The sequence below is a fragment of the Corallococcus sp. AB030 genome (assembly GCF_003668965.1).
GTDB classification, from domain to species: Bacteria; Myxococcota; Myxococcia; order Myxococcales; family Myxococcaceae; genus Corallococcus; species Corallococcus exiguus.
In genome coordinates this window covers 33,242-52,356 of sequence record NZ_RAWQ01000043.1, presented here as the reverse complement: position 1 = coordinate 52,356, position 19,115 = coordinate 33,242, and the positions used below count along the sequence as shown (strand labels likewise).

At 69.4% G+C, this 19,115-nt stretch carries 15 protein-coding genes; 6 read left to right on the top strand and 9 right to left on the bottom strand.

Going from position 1 to position 19,115, the window contains the following annotated elements; all coding sequences use genetic code 11:
- The 3 genes from D7Y15_RS13730 to modC all read left to right on the top strand — a co-directional run.
- A partial coding sequence (locus D7Y15_RS13730; protein ID WP_233604940.1) for an extracellular solute-binding protein occupies positions 1-327 on the top strand: 327 nt, incomplete at its 5' end.
- Positions 327-1,004, top strand: a complete 678-nt coding sequence (gene modB, locus D7Y15_RS13725) for a molybdate ABC transporter permease subunit (RefSeq protein ID WP_121752857.1) — start codon at positions 327-329, stop codon at positions 1,002-1,004. The genes D7Y15_RS13730 and modB, both read left to right, overlap by 1 nt.
- A gap of 91 nt (positions 1,005-1,095) precedes the next feature.
- Positions 1,096-2,166, top strand: coding sequence for a molybdenum ABC transporter ATP-binding protein (gene modC / locus D7Y15_RS13720; RefSeq protein ID WP_121752856.1), 1,071 nt, complete (start codon positions 1,096-1,098; stop codon positions 2,164-2,166).
- Here the strand turns inward: modC and D7Y15_RS13715 are convergent.
- The 7 genes from D7Y15_RS13715 to D7Y15_RS13685 all read right to left on the bottom strand — a co-directional run bounded on the left by D7Y15_RS13715 (position 2,163) and on the right by D7Y15_RS13685 (position 14,627).
- On the bottom strand, positions 2,163-2,681 hold the full coding sequence (locus D7Y15_RS13715; RefSeq protein WP_121752855.1) for a hypothetical protein: 519 nt from the start codon (positions 2,679-2,681) through the stop codon (positions 2,163-2,165). The genes modC and D7Y15_RS13715 overlap by 4 nt on opposite strands.
- A complete protein-coding gene (locus D7Y15_RS13710; protein WP_121752859.1) occupies positions 2,678-3,340 on the bottom strand; it encodes a pentapeptide repeat-containing protein in 663 nt (220 codons plus the stop codon). Before D7Y15_RS13710 ends, D7Y15_RS13715 begins: the two co-directional genes overlap by 4 nt.
- 23 nt (positions 3,341-3,363) lie before the next feature.
- Positions 3,364-4,572, bottom strand: a complete 1,209-nt coding sequence (locus tag D7Y15_RS13705; RefSeq protein WP_121752854.1) for a S9 family peptidase — start codon at positions 4,570-4,572, stop codon at positions 3,364-3,366.
- 133 nt (positions 4,573-4,705) lie between these two features.
- Entirely contained in the window at positions 4,706-7,141 is a 2,436-nt protein-coding gene (locus D7Y15_RS13700; protein WP_121752853.1) for an isoamylase, read from the bottom strand.
- A 229-nt stretch (positions 7,142-7,370) separates the two neighbouring features.
- The gene (locus D7Y15_RS13695; RefSeq protein ID WP_120575897.1) at positions 7,371-10,304 is read right to left on the bottom strand and encodes a DUF4215 domain-containing protein; all 2,934 of its coding nucleotides are present in this window, start codon (positions 10,302-10,304) and stop codon (positions 7,371-7,373) included.
- 10 nt (positions 10,305-10,314) lie between these two features.
- On the bottom strand, positions 10,315-11,568 hold the full coding sequence (locus tag D7Y15_RS13690; RefSeq protein WP_120575896.1) for a hypothetical protein: 1,254 nt from the start codon (positions 11,566-11,568) through the stop codon (positions 10,315-10,317).
- Positions 11,569-11,588: 20 nt separating this feature from the next.
- Positions 11,589-14,627 (bottom strand): protein kinase, encoded by a 3,039-nt coding sequence (locus tag D7Y15_RS13685; RefSeq protein ID WP_233604939.1) that lies wholly within the window; start codon positions 14,625-14,627, stop codon positions 11,589-11,591.
- A 656-nt stretch (positions 14,628-15,283) separates the two neighbouring features.
- Between D7Y15_RS13685 and D7Y15_RS13680 the strand changes: the two genes are divergently transcribed.
- Genes D7Y15_RS13680 through D7Y15_RS13670 form a run of 3 tightly spaced genes read left to right on the top strand, consistent with a single transcriptional unit; the run spans position 15,284 to position 17,855 of the window.
- Positions 15,284-16,279 carry a hypothetical protein gene (locus D7Y15_RS13680; protein ID WP_233596771.1) on the top strand — a complete coding sequence of 332 codons (996 nt, stop codon included), beginning with the start codon at positions 15,284-15,286 and terminating at the stop codon, positions 16,277-16,279.
- Positions 16,280-16,289: 10 nt separating this feature from the next.
- On the top strand, positions 16,290-17,279 hold the full coding sequence (locus D7Y15_RS13675) for a HEAT repeat domain-containing protein (protein ID WP_121752851.1): 990 nt from the start codon (positions 16,290-16,292) through the stop codon (positions 17,277-17,279).
- A gap of 48 nt (positions 17,280-17,327) precedes the next feature.
- The gene (locus D7Y15_RS13670) at positions 17,328-17,855 is read left to right on the top strand and encodes a hypothetical protein (protein WP_120575892.1); all 528 of its coding nucleotides are present in this window, start codon (positions 17,328-17,330) and stop codon (positions 17,853-17,855) included.
- Between the two features lie 55 nt (positions 17,856-17,910).
- Here D7Y15_RS13670 and D7Y15_RS13665 read toward each other — a convergent pair whose 3' ends face one another.
- Both D7Y15_RS13665 and D7Y15_RS13660 read right to left on the bottom strand, forming a co-directional pair.
- Entirely contained in the window at positions 17,911-18,606 is a 696-nt protein-coding gene (locus D7Y15_RS13665; RefSeq protein ID WP_233604938.1) for a lysoplasmalogenase, read from the bottom strand.
- A complete protein-coding gene (locus tag D7Y15_RS13660) occupies positions 18,603-19,085 on the bottom strand; it encodes a hypothetical protein (protein WP_147452024.1) in 483 nt (160 codons plus the stop codon). Before D7Y15_RS13660 ends, D7Y15_RS13665 begins: the two co-directional genes overlap by 4 nt.
- Positions 19,086-19,115: the final 30 nt, after the last annotated feature.

The window sequence follows — 19,115 nt, the reverse complement described above, 5'->3', positions numbered from 1 at the left end:
GAGGCGGGGAGGGCGGACGCGGGCGTGGTGTACGCGACGGACGCGGCGCAATCGAAGAAGGTCCGGGTGGTGTTCACGGTGCCGGAGGGGGATGCGCCGCGCATCGTGTATCCGGCGGCGGCGCTGACGCAGGGCAAGGCGCCGGAAGGCGGTCTCGCGTTCGTGCGCTTCCTCCAGACGGAAGGAGCGCGGAAGGAGTTCCGCCGGTTGGGTTTCCTGGACGCGAGCGCGGCGAAGGCGGCGCCGGATGCAGGTGTGCTCCAGAACGCCCCGTCCGGGACTCGCGGCGGGATGCCTGACGCGGGCAAGGGGCATCCCGCGCCGTGATGGGCGAAGGACTGACAGGGCTGGTGCTGTTCACGGTGGCGGTGGCGGCCCTGTCCACGGCGCTCATCCTGGTGCCGGGCGTGGCGGCGGCGTACGCGCTTGCGCGCTGGAAGGGCCCGGGGCGCGGCGTGGTGGAGACGCTGCTGGCGCTGCCGCTCGTGCTGCCTCCGACGGCGGTGGGCCTGGTGCTGCTGGAGTTGCTCGCGCGGGACTCGGCGCTGGGACGGATGCTGGATGCGCTGGGCGTGGAGGTGGTGTTCACGCCGAAGGCGGTGGTGCTGGCCAGCGCGGTGATGGCGTTCCCGCTGCTGGTGCGCTCCGCGCGCGCGGGCTTCGAGGAAGTGGATCCCCGGCTGGTGGCGGTGGCGCGCACGCTGGGGGACACGCGCACGCGGGCCTTCTTCCGGGTGACGTTGCCGCTGGCGTGGCGCGGGGTGCTCACGGGCGCGCTGCTCGCGTTCTCGCGGGCGTTGGGTGAATTCGGCGCGACGGTGCTGGTGGCGGGCAACATCCCAGGCAGCACTCAGACGTTGTCCCTGGCCATCTTCCAGCGCACGCAGGTGGGGCAGGACGCGGAGGCGCTGAAGCTCGCGGGCGTCTCGGTGGTGCTCGCGTTCGGGGCCATGTACGTGACGGAAGTGGTGACGCGGCGGCGCGGAGCGCGGGGGCTCGCGTGAAGCCCAGGCAATCCGGGCCGGCGGCTTCGAGACGCCACATGTCCGCGGAGGACGTACGAGGCGCCACGCGAACAGGAGGCGCACGTCCGTGATGGAGCTGTCACTCAGGCTGCCCCTGGCGCGCTTCACGCTGGAGGTCGAAGCGCGCTTCACATCCGCGTCGGTAGCGGTGTTGGGGCGCTCTGGCTCCGGGAAGACGTCACTGCTGGAGGTGCTCGCGGGCCTGCGGCGAGGCGCCACGGGGCGCGTCGTGGTGGATGACCGCGTGCTGCTCGACACGGCTGCGGGCATCGACGTGCCGCCCGAAGCGCGCCGCATGGGCTACGTGCCGCAGGATGCGTTGCTCTTCCCGCACCTCACCGCCGGACAGAACGTGCGCTTCGGAGTGCGCGCCGGACGGACGTCACGCGTGGACGAAGCCGTGCACCTGCTGGAGCTGGAGCCGCTGCTCCACCGCTACCCGGTGACGCTGTCCGGTGGCGAGAAGCAGCGGGTCGCCCTGGCGCGGGCGCTCGCCACCGACCCGGCGCTGCTGCTGCTCGATGAACCCCTGGCCGCGCTCGACGTCGCGTTGAAGGAGCGCGTGCTGCCGTACTTGCTGCGAGTGCGCGACGAAGCCCGCGTGCCCCTGCTCTACGTCACCCATCAGCTCGGCGAAGCACGGGCCCTGGCCCGCGAAGCCCTACTCCTGGATGGCGGCACGGTGAAGGCCGTGGGCCCGGCGGACACGGTGCTGGGCACCGTGGCGCGAGGCCTGCTCACCGGTGAGCCCGAGGAGAACATCCTCGAAGGCGCGCTGGAGCGTCCCGAATCCGGAGGCACGCGGCTGCGAGTCACGGACGGCCTGTCCCTCTGGGTGCCAGATGCGCCGGAGCTGCCCCAGGGCACCCGCGCCGCCTATGCCATTCCCGCCGAGGACATCCTCCTGTCCACCGGACCGCTGACCGGCGTCTCCGCGCGCAACGTGCTCGAAGGCACGGTGACGAAGCTGGAGGACGCAGGGGCAGGGGAGTGCGCGACCCACGTGGACGTCACGGGCGTGCGCTGGGTGGTCCGTCTCACGCATGTCGCCGTGCGCGAGCTGCACATCGCACCGGGCCTGCGCGTGTACCTCGCGGTGAAGTCCTCCGCCTGCCGCCGCTTGGCGGGACGGGCTTCCTAGTCCCCGCGCGCTTCCGCCTCGAACCGCCGGTGGGAGGCCTCCATCCGCACCAGCGCGTCCACGAGGCTGCGCTCGATGTCCTCGCGCTGGGCCTGTACCAGGGCTTCCGGAAACCCCATGCGCTCCAGCAGGTTCAGCTGCATGTAGAACTCCTCGCACTGCCGGTGGCCGCTCTTGCCATCCAGGTACTCGCCTGCCCGCAGGAGGAAGTCACCCCAGGAGATGGAACCGTCACGGTGGCGAAGGAACAGGCTCGCCAGGTGGTCCGCGTCCTCCACGTCCCGCTCCTCGACAGTGGCCAGCTGCGCAATGCCCGGCATGTCGAGGAGCAACCCGTGCGCCCTGTCGATCCCGGGCACCGTGCACAGCTCCAGCAACCAGAGCGGTGGGGCGTCCAGCTTCATCACCCACGCATCCGCCCAGGCGATGAGCCGCTGGAGCCCGATGCGCCCCGTCCTCACCATCACCGCGATCCGCGCGACGGCGACCGGGTCGAACGGGGTGCCATCCCTCACCGCTTCGCTCCCGTCTTCTTCGCCCCGCCGCGTCCCGCCGGCTTCGCGTGGTAGCCCTCCACGCGCATCCCCAGCTCATGGACCACGGACATCGCCGTGTCCTGCGGGATGCGCGTGTCCTTCAGCTTGTTGCGCGCGGGGTCCAGCACCAGGCCCGTGGCCCCGGAGAAGTCCGTCCGGGTCAGCGTGCAGCCGCGGAAGTTGCTGCCGGTGAGGTCCGCGCCGGTGAAGTCCGCGTCCGTCAGGTCCATGTCGAAGAAGTTCGCCTCCCGCGCCACGCAGCGCACGAAGGACGTCTGGCGCAGGCTCAGCCCCACGAACGAGCTGTAGGGCATGGCGCACTCCTCGAAGTTCGCCTCCGGGTTCGCCGCCACGCCCGTCCAGTCGATGCCCATCAGCTTCGAGCCCTCGAAGCGCACGTCCCGCAACCGGATGGCGTTGAAGTTCGCGCGCGTCAGGTTGCAGCCCTGGAACATGCACGCCTCCAGCAGCGCTTCCTTCCACCGGCTCTCCTGCAGCTCGCAGTTCACGAAGGTGCACCGGTAGAACTCCTTGTCACCCAGGTCGACGTGCTGGAGGTCCAACCCCTCGAACGTCTCCTTCTCGAACGAGTCCTCCTGCTGGAGCCGCTTCACCACCGCGCTGTCGTCCTGGGCCATGGCGGCCTTATATCGGCCCGCCGTCACGCGTGCGCGGTGTGCAGCGTCCGCTCCAGCCAGTCGAAGACGCGCTCGTCCCGCAGTGCTGGCGCCGCGGGCTCGCAGTGCCAGCTGGCGCCCTCTGACTCCGTGAATCGCAGCAGCGTGGAGCCCTTCAGCGCGGCGTGCAGTTCCTCGGACTGGTCCGGCCAGAACTGCTCATGGTCCGGCGAAGTAATGAGCATTGGACAGCCAACGCGCGCGAGTATCTCCGCGTCCAGGTGCATCGCCTCCGCTGCCTTGTATGCGTCGAAGGGCGAGCGCGTTCCATAGGGCGCCATGCGCCACTGGAGCTCCGCCCGCTCGGCGGGGAGGTCCTTCAGTCCCTCGGCCATGAACGCATCGAAGGTCTCCTTCTCTCCCGCGTCCAGCAACCGCGTCATCTCCGGAGGCAGGTGTTCGCGCCACGAATCCCCCACCCGCATCACGCCAGGGTCCGCGACCGCCGCCGCCACGCGGTGCTCGAACGCCACCGCGCGAGGCACCTGGTAGCCCGCCTGACTGACGCCGAGCAGCGCGATGCGCCGGGGATCCACCTCCGCGCGAGTGAGCAGCCAGTCCATCACCGGCGTCACCACGCGCTCCCAGTCCGCGCGGAAGGGCAGCCCCTGCCGGTGCAGCGCCGCGCCCTGGCCCGGCCCGTCGAAGGTCAGCGCGTTCCAGCCGCGCTCCACCGCCGCCGCGCCGCCGTCCTTCCACATCGACGTCACCGGCCCGTCGCTGCCGTTGTTCAGGATGACGGTGGGCCTTCGCGCGCCATTGCCCCCCACCGGCCGGAAGAAGTACCCCTCCAGCGACATGCCTTCGTAGGGAATGGAGACCCGTTCGACAGGCGGCTCGAACAGCGCGGCCGCGCGGTCCCAGCAGTCCCGGTGCCGCAGCCACAGCGCGCGGAACCGCTCCGGCCGCGAGGTGCCGGGCGCGCAGGCGGAAGCTTCATGGAAGTAGGTGCTCGCGCGCAGGAACGCCGAGCGTGCACTGGCGCGATGTCCGCTGGCGGCGCTGGCGTGGGCCTGGCGCTCCAGCCGCTCAGCCAGGGCGATGAACTCCCGCACCCACGCCTCACGGTCCCCGTCCGGAATCCCGTCCAGCGTGACGAGGACCTCTCCCGCGTCGGAGAGCCCCCGGTACGCGGCGCCCAGCAATCCCAGGCGGGCGAACTCGAACCGTCCATCCTTGAAGTGGCGTTCCATGCCGGGAGGATGGCGCTCCGTCCCTGGCGGGGCCCGCCACGGGCATCAAGGCCCGCCAGCGTCCGCCTCCTCGCCCACTCCAACGCGAAGGGCCCGGCCCCCAGGGAGCGCCGGGCCCTCCACGGCCTTCACGCTACTTGGCCACCAGCACCAGCACGCCGCGGCCGCACAGGCCGTAGCTCGTGGCCTCGCCGCCAATCAGGTTCGTGCTGCCCGGGTTGAGCACCACCTGGTTCGGGCCCTCGGCCCACGAGCACGTGTCAGTCACGCGGTACCACTGCTTGCCGTTGCCCGGCCACGGCAGCAGGAAGTTCACGTTGGCGGACCAGCCGTTGTACGCGACGTAGATGGCGCTCACCGTCTCACCGGAGAACTCCGTCGCGTCGATGCGGTAGGCCAGCGCATGCTGGGTCGCGTCGTTGAAGTATGCCGCGTCCGGCACGAAGCCATCCGGCTTGAACCAGCGGTGCTGCTCCATCACGTTCCCGTTGTTGTCGTTCGTCTTGTAGAACTCCGCCGGGCGCAGCGCGGGGTGCGCCTTGCGGAACGCGATGAGGTTCTGGGTGAACGTGCGGAAGTTGGACTGGTCCGTGGTCCACGCGTAGTCCAGCCAGTTCTTGTTCGAGTCCAGGTTGTACACGTTGTTGTTGCAGTACTGCGTGCGCAGGAACTCGTCGCCGCCCGTCAGCATGGGCACGCCCGCGCTCAGCATCATGAACGCCATGCCGTTGCGCGCCGCCTGGCGTTGGAGCGCCGCGTTGCCGCCGTGGTCCCAGCTGTGGTTGTTGTCCTCGCCGCCGTCGGACGGGCCGTAGGGCCACGCCTGGCTGTTGTTCTTGCTGTTGCACGAGTAGATGTCCTTCAAGGTGAGGCCGTCGTGGGCCACCATGAAGTTCACGGACGCCGCCGGCTTGCGGCCGTCATCCGAGTACAGGTCCGACGAGCCCGCGAAGCGCGTGGCCAGGTCCGACGGCTTGATGCTCTCCACGCCCATCTGGTTCTGGTCCTTGCGGAAGGTGTCGCGGAACGCGCCGTTCCACTCGCGCCACTTCGCCGGGAAGTTGCCCACCTGGTAGGAATTGCCGCCAATGGCCCACGGCTCCGCGATGAAGTCCGTGCCCGCGCCGCCCGCCTCCGGACGCGGATCCAGCTGCGTGGTGATTTGGTTGAGCGCCGTGTTCGCGTTGTCGCGGTTGTACTCGTAGCCGCTGTGCGTGGTCGTCTCGTGCTCGTAGATGTTGCCCAGCACCGACGCCAGGTCGAACCGGAAGCCGTCCACGCCCAGCGTGTCCTTCCAGTACGACAGCGAATGCAGGATGACGTTGCGGGCCGTGGGGTTGAACGTGTTGAAGTTGCCGCCCACGCCCGTGTTGTCCCAGTTGAACTTCATGTCCTTCGTCAGGCTGTAGTACGTGGGGTTGTCCAGGCCCCGGTACGACATGACGTTGTACGTGCTCGGGTCGCCGCTGATCCACCCGCCGCCTTCGCCGGTGTGGTTGTAGACCACGTCCACCAGCACCTTGATGCCGGCGTCGTGGAACGCCTTCACCATGCTCTTGAACTCGCGCGTGGGGCCGCCCGGCGTCTGGTCGCACGCGTAGCGGCGGTCCGGCGCGAAGTAGCTGAGGTTCATGTAACCCCAGTAGTTGTCGCCCGCGGTGCTCGCGACCGCGTCGTTGTTGCCGTTGTCCGTCTCGTGCAGCGGCAGGAACTCCACCGCCGTCACGCCCAGCGTCGCCAGCTGCGCGGCCTTCTGGCCCGCGGTCTTGTAGGTGCCCAGGCAGGCGGCATCCAAACCGGAGCCGGTGTCCTGCTTCGTCAGGCCGCGCAGGTGCACCTCATAGACGACGTCGTCCTTGAAGGCGCGCGTGGGCTTGGTGCCGGTGGCCGTTGTGTCCGGCGCGAGCACGATGCCCTTGGGCGCGAACGGACCGCTGTCCTTGTAGCGGTGCAACGGGCCGGACGCGTACACCGTGCCGTCCGCGTTGTTGGGGTTCACCGGGTCGTGCGACAGCTCCAGCGCGTACGGGTCCCACAGGAGCTTGTTCGGGTTGAAGCGGTTGCCCGCGGAGTCCACATCCGCGACGAAGCCCAACGCGCTGTTGGTCGTCGTGTTCCAGGTGGAGACGTACGTCCAGTTGGGGCCCCACGCGCGGTAGCCGTAATAGACGGTGCCGGTGACGCCGTAGCTGTTCTTCAGCGTGGCGACGGAGACGGACTTGGACCAGACCTTGGTCGTCGCGTTCTGCGTCATCACGTACGTCGCGGCCGGACTCGCGCCCTGGGCCGTCTTGTAGATCCACAGCTCGATGCGCGTGGCGCGCGACGAGTAGATGTTGAAGTTGATGTTGGCCTGCGTGGCGTCGTACTTCGCCCCCAGCGTCCAGGAGAGCAGCTCCTGCTCACGCTGCGCGGTGTCCTCCACTGCGGGCGCGGCGGGAGCGGGGACTTCGGCGGGTGTTTCCGGGGAGGCGCAGGAGACCAGCGCCGAGGCGAAGCCCACGGCGACAAGGGGATGCCACCGCGTGAGCCAGGGGCTCCGGCGGTGACGACGGGGAGGGGTCATCATGGATGTGGCTCCAGACGCGGCAAGCGAGGGTCACGACCGCTGCAAGGCCACCGGGCCCGCGACTACCCGGGGCCCGTCCGGTTCACCACCCCCACGACAGTGAAGTCAACCGCACGTTCCCCCACTCGCGCCCCCGGGCCCGCTCGCGTGTGACGCAAGACATGGCCCAGCGCGTCAAGACGTGTGACATCCCTGTTTCAAGAGGGATGTCACACGTCTGGGAAGCCGCTCAGGGGGCGGCGACGCAGGTCTTGCTGGCCCCACACACCAGGTCGAGGGCGCAGTCCTCGTTGCCCACGCACTTCGTGCCCTGGGGGCAGTCGTAGCCGCTGCCGCCGTTCATCCCGCTCACCTTGAAGTTGTTGTTGGCGACCTTCTCCGTCATCGCCTGGTTGCCGATGGAGCCCTTCAGCTTGTGGGCGACGTTCACGGTGATGGAGCCGGTGACGACCGTGGCTCCGATTTCGAACGGCTCCTCCACCGCGTTGATGGCGTCCCGGATGACGAGGGCGATCTGCGTCGCGGGCGTGCCGTTCGCCACGACCACCCGCTGGTTGGCGGCGTTCTTGAGCTTGTTGTCGCGGTCCAGTTCGAAGGTGACCGGCGTGTTGATGCCATCGCTGATGGTGAACGTCTCCTCGTCGACCAGGTTCGAGCTCGCCGTGGCCGTGATGGTGCCCGTCGCAGCCTGGAGCGTCTGCACCTTGCAGTTGGCGCTGCATGAGCCGCAGGCGAGGGTGTTGCCGTCGTCGCAGAGTTCATTCGAGGCGTTGGCGTCCACCACCCCGTCGCCGCAGACGTTGCCCTCGAGCGAGAGGACCGTCTGGCAGTCGTTGCTGCACCGCTTGCAGCTCGCCGTGCCGTAGGCGCAGGCGGTCTCCGTGGTGGTGTTGCCGTCGTCGCAGGCCTCGTTCGCCGAGTCCAGCACGCCGTCGCCGCAGACGTTGCCCGTGACGGAGACCAGTTCCTTGCAGTCGCCGCGGCACACCTTGCAGCTCGCCTGACCGTAGGGGCAGGAGGACTCCGTCTGCGTGTTGCCGTCGTCGCACACCTCGTTCGTGGAGCTGGGGTCCTGCTTGCCGTCGCCGCAGACGTTGCCCGTGAGCGGGAGGAGCGTCTGGCAGTCGCTGCTGCACCGCTGGCAGCTGGCCACGCCGTAGGGGCAGGCGGTCTCCGTGGTGGTGTTGCCGTCATCGCACGTCTCGTGGGCCAGGTCCGCCACGCCGTCGCCGCAGACGTTGCCCTTCACCGCCAGCAGTTGCTTGCAGTCGCCGCTGCACGTCTGGCAGTTGGCCACGCCATAGGGACAGGAGGTCTCCGTGGTGGTGTTGCCGTCGTCGCAGGCCTCGTGGGTCATGTCCCGCTGGTTGTCGCCGCAGACGTTGCCCTGGAGATTGAGCGCCGTCTGGCAGTCACCGCTGCACTTCTGGCAGCTCGCCTGGCCGTAGTCGCACGCGACTTCCGTCTTGGTGTTGCCGTCGTCGCAGGCCTCGTGGTCCGGGTCCTTCGCGTTGTCGCCGCAGATGTTTCCCGTGCGCGACAGGCTCTCCTTGCAGTCGAAGCGGCACACCTTGCAGTTGGCGGTGCCGTAGGGGCAGGCGTCCTCGGTCTCGGTGTTGCCGTCGTCACAGGCCTCGTTGGTGGCGTCCTTCACGTTGTCGCCGCAGACGTTGCCCTGGAGATTGAGCGCCGTCTTGCAGTCGCCGCTGCACGCCTGGCAGGTGGCGGTGCCGTAGTCGCACGCGGTCTCCGTGCGGGTGTTGCCGTCGTCGCAGGACTCCGGGCGGTCCGGTCCGTTGACGTTGACCACGCTGTCGCCGCAGATGTTCGGCTTGCAGGTGCCCAGGCAGTCGTCGTCGTCGCGCGTGTTGCCGTCGTCGCACTGCTCCTTCGCCGCCGTGTTGGTGACGCCGTCGCCGCAGGCCACGGGGGTGCAGTCCACGTCGCAGATGGCGGAGTTGGGCCCGTCGTCGCACTGCTCACCCGCGGCGGTGTTGAGGTACCGGTCGCCGCAGGCCGCGGGCGTGCAGTCCGCGTTGCACGTGCGGGAGTTGCCCGCCGTGTCGCACAGTTCGCCGCGCGTGATGTTGGTGAAGCCGTCGCCGCAGAAGGCGATGGTGCAGTCCGCGTCACAGGCGGGGCTGTTGACGGGGCCGGGGTTGTCGCACTGCTCGCCGGAGGACGTGTTCACCACGCCGTCGCCGCAGGCGCGCAGCGTGCAGTTGGCGTTGCAGTAGGCGGACTCGCCCTTGTCGTCGCACGCCTCGCCCGCGGTCCGGTTGACGATGCCATCACCGCAGACGCGCACGGTGCAGTTGAGGTTGCAGGTGGCGGACTCGCCCTTGTCGTCGCACTGCTCCTCGCCGTCGCGGACGCCGTTGCCGCAGCCTTCCGCGGACCGGCAGTCCGCGCTGCAACCGTCTTCGCTGACGTTGTTGCCGTCGTCGCAGATTTCACCCTTGATGACGTCGAGGACGCCGTTGCCGCACGTCTCGTTGGACTTGCAGTCGGAGCTGCACCCGTCGCCGTTGATGTTGTTGCCGTCGTCGCACTTCTCACCCTTGGCGACGTCCACGTAGCCGTTGCCGCAGCTCTCCTGGGAACGGCAGTCCTCGCTGCACCCGTCGCCGCTGACGGTGTTGCCGTCGTCGCACTTCTCACCCTTCGTGGGGTCGGTGTAGCCGTTGCCGCACGTCTCGTTGGACAGGCAGTCCGCGCTGCAGCCGTCGCCGCTGGCGTTGTTGCCGTCGTCGCACTTCTCGCCCACGGCCGTGTCCGTGACGCCGTTGCCGCACAGTTCGTTGGACTTGCAGTCCGCGCTGCAGCCGTCGCCGTCCCGGGTGTTGCCGTCGTCGCACTTCTCCTTCGTGACCTGGTCCACGACGCCGTTGCCGCAGGTCTCGGTGGATTTGCAGTCGCGGCTACAGCCGTCGCCATCCACGATGTTGCCGTCGTCACACTGCTCGTGGTCCTGGACGACGCCGTCGCCACATTCCGTGGAGATGCAGGTGGCCTGGTTCGCGGCGCACTTCAGGCCGTCCGGACACACCAGCCCGGCGGGGCAGTCCACCGTGGTGGCCTGGAAGCAGGAGGAGAGCAGCAGGAGCGGCGCGGCCAGGAGAAGCAGGGCGCGCGCCATGGAAGAGGGGGAGACGCGTGTCATGCGAGGACCTCTAGAAACGGAACGTGGCCACGGCACCGCCCGAACCCGCGCCGAGGAGCGGCGTGACCTGCACGGTCACCGCCTCCTGGCCCGGTTCGATGCGGTACGGCTTGGGTTGGTTGAGGACGGCGAGCACCGCGCCGGTGACGATGACGGCTCCGCCCACGGCGTACCCGGCGATGGCGCCGGTCTGCATCAGGTTGCCCTGCGAGCGCTCGTCGGCGACGGCGGCGGGCGGTACGCAGCCTCCGCATTCGGTGATGCCGGACTCGAAGGCTCGGAAGTGGTCGCGCGACTGGAGGTGCAGGAAGGTGCTGCCTCCCGCCACGGCCACGCCCGCGCCCATCACCAGCCAGGGCATCGCGGCGGACCAACGGCGCTTGTAGCGGATGAGGTCGTCGGACGTGAAGAGCTTCAAATCCAGCGCCGTCGTCTCACCGGGCAGCAGCGTGCGGCTCTGGTCGCTGGGCACGAAGCCCGCCATCGTCGCGGAGATGCTGTGCGCGCCGGGGCGCACCAGCCCCTCGTAGCGGCCGGGGGCCACGAACAGCGTCTGGCCGTCCATGGTCACCGTGGCGCCGGGCGTGGCGCAGGTGATGTCCACCCGCGCGAGCTGCTTCTCCACCAGCGTCTTGTAGTTGCGGGCGTACTCGTACTTCTCCTTCTCCAGCGGCGCCGGTCCGAAGCGCAGCGCCGCCACCAGGTGTTCGTGCACCTCCACCGGCTGGTCCAGGTTCATCAGCGCCAGTGCGAGGTTGTAGTGGATGGCCGGATGGTCCCAGCGCGCCAGCGCCTGGCGGTACTTCTCCACGGCCTGCACGAAGATGGATTCCTTCAAGAGCGCGTTGCCTTCGCCGAACAGCGCGAGCGACGCGTCCTGATCCGTCTTGGCGATGCCCTTCGCCCAGGGGCGCTCGTCCGCGCCGGGCTGCGAGCCCTCCAGCGTGCTGCTGGCCTGCTCCTGCTGGGACTCCACGGCCTTCGGCGTGGGCGGCGGGGGCATGGGAAGGGACTCGGAGAGGGGCGCGTCCGAGGGGGCCGGCGTGGCCTCGGCGGCGGTGGGCTTGCGCCGCCGCTTCGAGGAACCCGTGCCGGACACCTTCGCCGTGCCGGAGGTCTTGCCCGTGGCCTTCGACGCGGTGGGTTTCTTCTTCGTGCCCCGGGACGCCTTCGTGGTGCCTGTCCGTGGCGCCGGCTCCTGCGCCAGCGCGGGCACCGACTCCAGCGCCAGCAGCACCGACAACACGAACGCGGACCTGCTCATCACCCTGTTCAAGATGCTTCTCACTTCAGGACCTCGATGACCGGACTTCCGAGCTGGGATTGCAGACGGGAGACGCGCTCCTTCTCCCGCTTGAGCAACGTGGAGAGTTCTTCCGCCGCGCGGAGGGCGTCCTCGCGGGCGTCGCGCGCGGAGTCGGCGCTCTCCTCGGCGCGCTTCTTGGCGAACCGGGCGCGCAGCTGCGCTTCCTGGGCCCGCTTCAGCGCGGACACCAGTTCGTCGTTCTTGCTGAGCAGCTCCTGGTTGGCCAGCGCCACCTGCTCGTTGGCTGACTCCGCCGCCTGCTGCGCCTTCTGGCGCTCCAGTTCCTTGGCCTGCACCTCGGCCAGCCGCTGCTTGGCCTCGACTTCCGCGCTGCGGGCCGTGGACTCGGCGGCGCGCGCGATGATCTCCGCCGCCTGGGCCCCCTGGGCCTGCTTCTCGGCCTCCTGCTGCGCGTTGCGGATGACGACGAGCGCCACCACCGCCGCGATGACCAGGAGCCCCAGGAACGTCACGCTGCCGATGAGCAGCACCTGCTTCAGCCGGCGCCCCTTCTTCTGCTGCGCGAACACCGCCGTGAGGAAGTCCTGCTGCAACTGGGGCAGCTCTCCCCGGTAGCGCCGCTGGAAGCGCTGGGCCTCTTCCACCAGCTCACCGCGCCACAGCAGGTGCGCGTCGAAGTTCTTGCCCTGCCACTGCCGGGCCGCGTTGCGCAGCTGCTCCAAAAACGCGGAGTCCTCCTGGCCCTCGTCCAGCCAGCGCCGCAGCGTGGGCCAGCTGTGCAGGAGCGACTCGTGGACGATTTCGACCGTGGCGCCCGTGGCGCCGCCGCCGGTCTGCACCACCAGCAGGCGGGCCTGCACCAGGTGGTCGATGAGGCGCTGCATCTCCCCCGTGTCCTTCGTCAGCTCGCGCAGCTCGTCCAGGGACACGATGGCGCGCGTGCGCTCCGGAGTGACGAGCCGCAGGAAGAGTGCGCGCACCAGCGTGCGCTCCTGCGTGGACAGGCTCTCCAGCACGCTGTCCGCGTGGCTGGCCAGCGCGCCAGCGATGCCGCCCATGGCCTGATAGGCGCTCTCCGTGAGCAGCCGGTTGGTGACGTCGCGCGCCTCCCACAATTGCGTGGCCGCGAACTGCAACAGGGGCAGCGCGCCCTGGGATGCGTCCAGGTGCTCCAGCATGCTGGACACCATGGCGGGGCTTTCGAACTGGTAGCCCGCGCGCTCCGCGGGCTGCACCAGCGCGTCCTTCAGGCCTTCGCGGGCGGGCGCGGTGAGGAAGAAGAGCCCCTGGCTGAGCTCCGCCATGAAGCGCTCGTCCTCCGGCACGCGGTCCAGGAAGTCTGAACGGATGGAGAGGATGACCCGGATGGGCGTGGTCGCGTCGTCCGCGATGCCGGACAGGCACGCGGTGAAGGCCATCCGGTCCTGGACGTCCGGCACCAGCGTGTAGAGCTCCTCGAACTGGTCGATGAAGAGCAGGATGCGCCGCTTCTCCCGGCGCGCGCGGCTGCGCAGCACGTTGCCCACGTAGCCGGGCTCCGCGCGCAGCCGCTCCACCACCCGCTGCTGCTCCTGGAGGTCGTCCTCGATGGTGGTGGACGAGCTCATCAGCGGCGCGACGATGCTGGCCAGCGCCGACAGCGGACTGCGGCCGGGGCGGATGACCAACGCCTCCCACGGCGTGCCGGACCGCTTGAGCACGGGTACCAGACCCGCGCGCACGAACGACGACTTGCCCGTGCCGGACGGGCCCACCACGGCCAGGAGCGGCCGGTCGTTGATGCGGTTCACCAGCGCGGCGATTTCACGGGTGCGGCCGAAGAAGCGGTCCGCGTCCGCCTCCTGGAAGGAGCTGAGGCCCGCGTACGGGCTCTCGTCCACGCGCAGCTCGCGGCTCATGCGGCCGGGGAGGAAGGGCTCCAGCGCGCGCAGCAGCGAAGACGCGTCCGGGTAGCGGTCCTCCTTGCGCTTGAGCAGGCAGCGGTCCACGACGGCCGCCAGCTCCTGCGGCACGTCCGGCGCCATGGTCCTGAGCAGGGGCATGGGCTCATCCAGCATGCCCGTGACCATCAGCTGCGGACCGCGCAGCGGATCCAACGGGTGCTTGCCGGCGAGCATGCGGAACAGCATCAACCCCACGGCCCAGATGTCCGTGCGGTTGTCCACGGCGACTCCGATGCCCCACTGCTCCGGGGACATGAAGGCCATGGTGCCCATGATGGCGCCCTTGCGGGTGAGGTTGGACACGTCCTCGCCCATGCCCTCCACCGAGTGCAGCCGCGGCTGGGCCTGGGGGCCGCCCGCGGGCGCCTCCACGGGCTCGTCGCCCTGGAGCACCTTGGCGATGCCGAAGTCGAGCACCTTGATGGCGCCCGAGTCCGTCACGACGATGTTCTCCGGCTTGAGGTCGCGGTGGACGATGCCCTGCTCGTGGGCGCACTCCAGCGCCCGCACCACTGGCACCATCAGCTCCACCGCGCGCGCGGGCGGCAGGCGTTGGTTGCCCAGCACCTTCGTCAGCGGCTTGCCCTGCAGGTACTCCAGCACCATGAACGGGCCGCCGGGGAACTCGCCGACCTCGTAGATGATGACGATGTTCTCGTGGCTGCACCGCGCCGTGGCCCGCGCCTCCAGGATGAAGCGCCGGGTGATGTCGGCGTCCTCGCTGTGCAGGAACTTGATGGCCACCCGGCGTCCCAGCCGCACGTCGCGCGCGAGGAACACCGTGCCCATGCCGCCGGAGCCCAGCTCGCGGATGAGCTCGTAGTGCTGCAGGCGCATGCCCGGGCGCAGCGCGTGTCCCTGGATGGACGGACTGGTGTTGTTGCCGGTATCACCGGTGTCACCGGTGCCACCCGTGCCCGGACGCGACGGCCCGTCCCAGGTGGACGAGGACCCGGTGTTGGAACGTGACGGCGGCTCCACGGGCGCGGGAGCGGCTCCAAAGAGCGACTCCACGTCCGCGGCCTGTGTCCGGTCCGCGAGGTCCGAGGACACACCCGTTACGCCCACCGCGGGAGGCTCCCGCCGCACGGCACCTGCTTCGTTCTTCATCATGTCCGGCCACTTTTCCCGCGACGCATTCACAGCCATGGCGCGACCCGGACACCTCCGCCCGGTGCATCCATGCGCTGGCTACAGCCCCCCGGCCCTGCCACCACGGGCCGAAATCATACACGGACACTGCATCGCGGACACTTCACGCCCCTGCGTCAGAGGCGTGTCTGTTTTGACCTTGGGGGGGTAGGAAGGCAGACGAGCGCAGGGTGCAACGCCATGTGACATCTGCTCGCACACACGCGCGGAGAGTCATTGCGTCGCCGCGACACGAAGTGTGTCGGCCGCATGCGTGTTCCATAACGCAGGGACTGTTCCCGTGACGCGAGCGGTCAATATCTGGAATCACCAGAGTGAAAGAAGGCGGCTTCCAGTAAAAATCCAATCAATCTGTTTTACTTGATTGAAACAAGGAATCCATGGTTATTTGGATTCCCATGGTTCCTTCCACTCCGACCCAGACGCCCGCATCCGGTCCTTCGCGAGCACGGGGTGTCCCCTGGGTATGGGCGGGTGCGGGCCTGGTGGCCGTGTTGGCGGCCGTGGGGTTGATGTGGCGTGGCGGTGACGACGCGCAGGCGCCAGCGGCGGTGGCGGCCCCCGTTAAAGCCACACAGTCCCGAGGCTCGCAAGGTGGGAGTACGGGCGGGGGAGCGATGGCGGCTGGCGTGGAGGAGGCGGAGGCCGCGGAGCGCCGCTTCTCGGACCAGACGTGCTTCCCGGAGCTGGCGCGCTTCAACGACGGCGTGACGCTGGAGACGTTCCGTGATTGGGCCGCGCCGCTGCTCGCGTCGAAGGATCCGCTCGTCCGCGACTACCTGAAGTCGAAGCTCGCGGAGCTGATTGGCGACGACGCGAAGAAGGCGGGGCAGGTGGTGGACTGGGCCCGGGACGCGCAGGGCGCGGCGTTCCAGGTGTTGCTGTCCGGGCTGCGTGAGTCGGACGCGGTGCAGAAGCCGCAGGTCGCCGCACGGCTGCTGGAGGCGGGGTTGGACAAGGGGCTGCCCATCGAGCGGCGCGCGGGCATGCTCTCCGCGCTCGACACGCAGAAGCACCTGACGCCGGACGCGATGGACCGGATGGCGGAGTTCGCGCGCGACCCGGCGTCCACCGAGGCGGGCTGGGCCGCCACGCGCACGCTGGGCCGCGTGATGGCGCGCGAGTCGGAGAACCTGGGCGACGCGTCGCCGTACCTCGACCGGCTCATCACCATCGCCACGGACGCGCCGGACGAGCAGATCCGCCACCTGGCGCAGACGGCGCCGCTGCACAACTCACCCGTGCTGGACGCGAAGGCCACGGCCCGCTTCGAGCGCATCCTGCGCAGCGAGGGCAACGAGGACGGCCGAGACGCGGCGGCGCAGGTGTTGGCCATGTCCTCCGACAAGGAGAACGTGCTGAAGACGTTCACGGACGCCTTCCAGCGCGAGCAGTCGGTGTGCGTGCGCTGGGCGCTGTTCCGGTTCTCCGCGCGCGTCGCGGGCCGGGACGCCCTGCCGGTGATGGCGAACATGGCGACCGTGGATCCGCGCTTCCAGCCGCTCTACGGCATCTTCGAGACGCTCTACGCCCAGGGCAACGTCGACTTCATCCGCGTCTGGAATGAGCTGCCGGACCAGAACCCCTTCGGCTGCATGGACCGCCACAACTAGGAGCCCCGGCATGTCCCGCTACCTCCAAGGTCTTCGCGCGCTCGGGGGCCTGACGCTGATGTTCGCGTCCCCGGTCGTCACCGCTCAGTCCACGCCCTCCGCCGCGAAGCCCGTGCTGCAGGGAGAGAGCTGTTCGGTCCGTGGGTTGATGGATCAGCTCCGCCAGGGGATGGGCTCCAGCTCCAAGGCCTACCGCGACTACCTCCAGGTCGTTTTGCGCGAGGCCGCCGTGTCGTTGCCTTCAGGCGAACTGCACGCGGCGTTCGAGCGGGAGACGGACCCGGTGATGGTGGAGCAGCTGGCCGCGGCGCTGGTGGCGCGCAGCGAGCGCGAGGCGGAGAAGGACGCCATCCAGACCGTGGCCCGCCGCGCGCTGGAGGACCGTGACCCGTCCGTCCGCGCCGCCACCGTCCGCGCCATGCGCCGCACCGGCGCGCTGGAGAAGACGGGGGACATGTACGAGCGGCTCATGCGCGACGGCTCGCCGGAGGTCCGCATGGAGGCGGCGAAGAACCTCATCGAGGACAACGAGCACGTCTATTCCGCCCATCACGGCCCGGCCACGGACATGGCGGTGAACGCGGCGACGGCGTCCACGGATCCGAAGGTGACGGCGAAGATCCTGGAGTCCCTGGACACGCGCAAGATGGGGCCGGAGGCGGGGCAGAAGCTGCTCGGGATGCTGGGCCACGAGAGCGCGGACGTGCGGCGCTCGGCGGCGCTCGCGCTGGGCAGCGTGCCGGCGGCGCAGATGGCGCCCGCGCGCGAGGCGCTGGTGGGCATGTACCGGGGCGAGCGGGACACGGGAGTGCGCAAGGCGCTGGTGCAGGGCATCGCGGAGCTGGGCTTCGCGGACGCCGTGCCGGAGCTGCGCAAGTTGCGGAGCGTGGACCCCGGCATGGCGCCGGAGATCGACGCGTGGATCCGCGCCCTGGAATCAGGCGTTCAGGAGTGGGGCCTGCTCTTGAGAGAGAAGCAGCGGCAGCAACAGGTCCGTTGAGCGGCACCTCATGGGGCCGGACCCGCCGGCCCGAAAGGAACACCCCCGATGCGTCACATGAAGAAGAAGGCCTTCGCGGCCATCCTGGCCCTCGCGGTTCCCTCGGTCGCGGCTGCGTACTCGTACACCGTGAAGTCGCCCTTCCCTGGCACCGTCACGGCGACGACGAACTACTCCAGCGGCACGTTCCACGGCGCGGTGGACATCTCCAGCGGTCGTTGCAACTACTGGGGCGTGGAGACGGGCGTGGTGGCGTCCCTGTCCTGGAACGTGACCATCCGCACCTCGGGCGTCTATTGCAACGGCACGGGCAGCGGCACGCAGAACGAGGCGAAGCACGCCTTCTCCAACGGCAAGACGTTCCGCCTGTGGCACTTCATCAAGACGTCGGACTCGTTCGACCGCACGTGCAACCGCTGCCAGGTGGGCAACGAGGGCGGTACGGGCAACGCCACGGGCGCCCACGTCCATATGCAGTATGACCAGTCCGGCAGCAACCTGACCGGCTGGTACTCCGGCTACACCACCAAGGGTGAGGCCGTGGACCGCGCGGAGACCATCGGCGTGCTGCAGTAGTTCCGAGGTGACTGCCGGAGGCGGAGCGTCGTGAGGCGCTCCGGCTCCGGTGGGGTCATCGCGGCATGGATGCAGGCACCGGAACCGGAGCGTGTTCCACGCGCGCGGAGGCCGCGATGCAGAGCTGTGCGGCCCAGTACAGCAGCATGACGGCGTAACCCAGGCCTGGCAGGGGCGTGACGAAGAGCCGGATGGAGAGCAGCCCATCGCTGGCGGAGAACAGCAGCGCGCCCAGGAATGCCAGCCATTGCTCGTGCCGGGGAAGCTCCGGAGCGCTCAGCATGGCCGCCGCGCGCCAGCCCATGGTGCAGATGACGGCGACGTAGGCCGTCACCGGCGGCGCCATCCCGCCCAGGCCCGGCCACAGCGCCACGGTGGCGCCCACCGCCAGGAGCAGGAAGGGCAGGGCACGCAGCAGGGACAGGCGCCGCGTCACGGAGACGAACGCGGCGGTGTAGCCCAGGTGGGCCAGCAGGAAGGCGCCCAGGCCCGGAAGGAACAGGTCCGGGCTCACCTCTAGCAGCACGTCGCCGAGCAGAGACAGCGCCAGCCCCGTGAAGATGAACCGCGCATAGCGCCCCCGCGCGGGCCACAGCCACAGCAGCAGGCACACCATGGGCAGCGCCTTGGTGACGAGCCGCGCCTCCCGGAGCCCCACGTCCATGACGAAGAGGAAGCACACCGCGCCCGCGAGGCTCGCCGCCGCCAGGAGCTTCGTCCCACCTGTCCACGACTCGCGCATGGGACTCATGGCTCGAACGTCTGGATTTCAAGTCCGGCGGCGGCGAGCTCCGCCAGCGTGACCTTCTGCTCGAGGTGCTCCAAGGGGCATCCCCAGAGCGCGAGGATGGTCCGGTCCAACTTCTCGGCGAGCTTGAGTGAGGCCCGGGTGTGAGCCATCAGGCTATCCGCGACGTCCTCCGCCATGGGCCGAAGATGCGGCGGTATCTGTCGGTGGAACACCGAGAGTTGGAAGGGGTGGCCTTCAAGAACTCCCGATGCCTCAGAGGCCAGCGCCAGCAGTTTTCTCCGGAAGCGCCAGGCCCGTCCGAGCCCATCCGTGAATGAGGGCGAGTCCATCGCGCCGAGCGCATGCATGAGGTCGCTTCCCAGCGTCGCCTCCGCGAACGCGCGGCGCTGAGGGAGGTGCGCGAGCCCGAACCGTTCGAACAAGGCGAGCCCGAGCGGACGGTACCAGCCCGCCAGATCCTCTCGCTTGATCTCCATCATCCAAGCCAAGTCCGTGCAGATCGTGACGAG

Coding starts and splice junctions, on each gene's coding strand:
- D7Y15_RS13685 (WP_233604939.1), bottom strand. CDS start 14,627: ATGATGAAGAACGAAGCAGGTGCCGTGCGGCGGGAGCCTCCCGCGGTG.
- D7Y15_RS13690 (WP_120575896.1), bottom strand. CDS start 11,568: ATGAGCAGGTCCGCGTTCGTGTTGTCGGTGCTGCTGGCGCTGGAGTCG.
- D7Y15_RS13660 (WP_147452024.1), bottom strand. CDS start 19,085: ATGATGGAGATCAAGCGAGAGGATCTGGCGGGCTGGTACCGTCCGCTC.
- D7Y15_RS13710 (WP_121752859.1), bottom strand. CDS start 3,340: ATGGCCCAGGACGACAGCGCGGTGGTGAAGCGGCTCCAGCAGGAGGAC.
- D7Y15_RS13705 (WP_121752854.1), bottom strand. CDS start 4,572: ATGGAACGCCACTTCAAGGATGGACGGTTCGAGTTCGCCCGCCTGGGA.
- D7Y15_RS13680 (WP_233596771.1), top strand. CDS start 15,284: ATGGCGGCTGGCGTGGAGGAGGCGGAGGCCGCGGAGCGCCGCTTCTCG.
- modB (WP_121752857.1), top strand. CDS start 327: ATGGGCGAAGGACTGACAGGGCTGGTGCTGTTCACGGTGGCGGTGGCG.
- modC (WP_121752856.1), top strand. CDS start 1,096: ATGGAGCTGTCACTCAGGCTGCCCCTGGCGCGCTTCACGCTGGAGGTC.
- D7Y15_RS13675 (WP_121752851.1), top strand. CDS start 16,290: ATGTCCCGCTACCTCCAAGGTCTTCGCGCGCTCGGGGGCCTGACGCTG.
- D7Y15_RS13665 (WP_233604938.1), bottom strand. CDS start 18,606: ATGAGTCCCATGCGCGAGTCGTGGACAGGTGGGACGAAGCTCCTGGCG.
- D7Y15_RS13700 (WP_121752853.1), bottom strand. CDS start 7,141: ATGATGACCCCTCCCCGTCGTCACCGCCGGAGCCCCTGGCTCACGCGG.
- D7Y15_RS13695 (WP_120575897.1), bottom strand. CDS start 10,304: ATGACACGCGTCTCCCCCTCTTCCATGGCGCGCGCCCTGCTTCTCCTG.
- D7Y15_RS13670 (WP_120575892.1), top strand. CDS start 17,328: ATGCGTCACATGAAGAAGAAGGCCTTCGCGGCCATCCTGGCCCTCGCG.